We start from the raw sequence: 855 nt of genomic DNA on the forward strand, positions 1-855 counted from the left end.
GCCGCCGGGTCCACCGTCGGCGGTATCAAAATCGTCCGCGGGTACACGGTCGCACGCGGGATCGTCTGGCAGTTCTCTCGCGTGTTCCTCCCGAAGAACGCGGTCGTCACCGCGCGCATCGGCGACCGAACGCTTGACCGGGAGACGATGGAGCGGGAGTTCGGCGAGGCCGCCATCGTCACGCTCCTGTGGCTCCTCGCGCTCGCTGTCGGGAGTCTCGTCCTCGTCAACGTCGCCGGCCCCGAGTTCACCTACGCCGACGCGCTGTTCGAGGTCGCCAGCGCGCAGGGGAACGTCGGCCTTTCGACGGGGATCACCGGCCCCTCGATGCCGCCGCTGGCGGAGGGAATGTTCCTCTTCAACATGTGGATCGGGCGGCTGGAGATCATCCCGGTGCTGGTGTTCCTTCGGGCCGGGATTTGGGGACTGAACCCGTAGCTGGTCCCGGTGAGTCGACGGGTCCCCGGTGCCCTCTCGCCCCGGTCACTCCGCTTCTCGCATCCGCCCCATGAACGACCAGTGAACCTCGTGGCTCCCGTCGGGCTGCGGCTCCTCGGTGACGTGATAGAGGTACGGACCGTGCGGGCAGTCGTCGCAGCCGTCCGCACAGCGGAACTGCTTTACCACTTCCGTGTGCCCCTCGTGTTCGGTGACGCGGAGGATGTCCTCGTTGTCCTCCGCCTCGACCGGCAGTTCCGCCTCTCCGTGATAGTGGAGTAGCTCCTGCGCGTGAACGATCGCTTTGCGGAGCTCTTCTGGCGAACGATCGGTCAACGCGTCCACCAGTTCCGGGGAGAGCCCTTCCGGCGGCGTTGGGCGTTCCGAGGATTCGGTCATGGGCGGAGATTGATTCCA

At 66.5% G+C, this 855-nt stretch carries 2 protein-coding genes; one reads left to right on the forward strand and one right to left on the reverse strand.

Translation table 11 applies throughout. The features are described 5' to 3' along the window. Positions 1–438, forward strand: a 438-nt coding sequence (locus EXE44_RS17335; protein ID WP_137718001.1) for a potassium transporter TrkG, incomplete at its 5' end; no start/stop codon positions are given. A 45-nt stretch (positions 439–483) separates the two neighbouring features. Here EXE44_RS17335 and EXE44_RS17340 read toward each other — a convergent pair. Beyond that, a complete protein-coding gene (locus EXE44_RS17340) occupies positions 484–837 on the reverse strand; it encodes a hypothetical protein (protein ID WP_092921432.1) in 354 nt (117 codons plus the stop codon). Positions 838–855: the final 18 nt, after the last annotated feature.

Source organism: Halorubrum sp. SS7 (assembly GCF_005435055.1).
Classification (GTDB): Archaea; Halobacteriota; Halobacteria; order Halobacteriales; family Haloferacaceae; genus Halorubrum; species Halorubrum salinarum.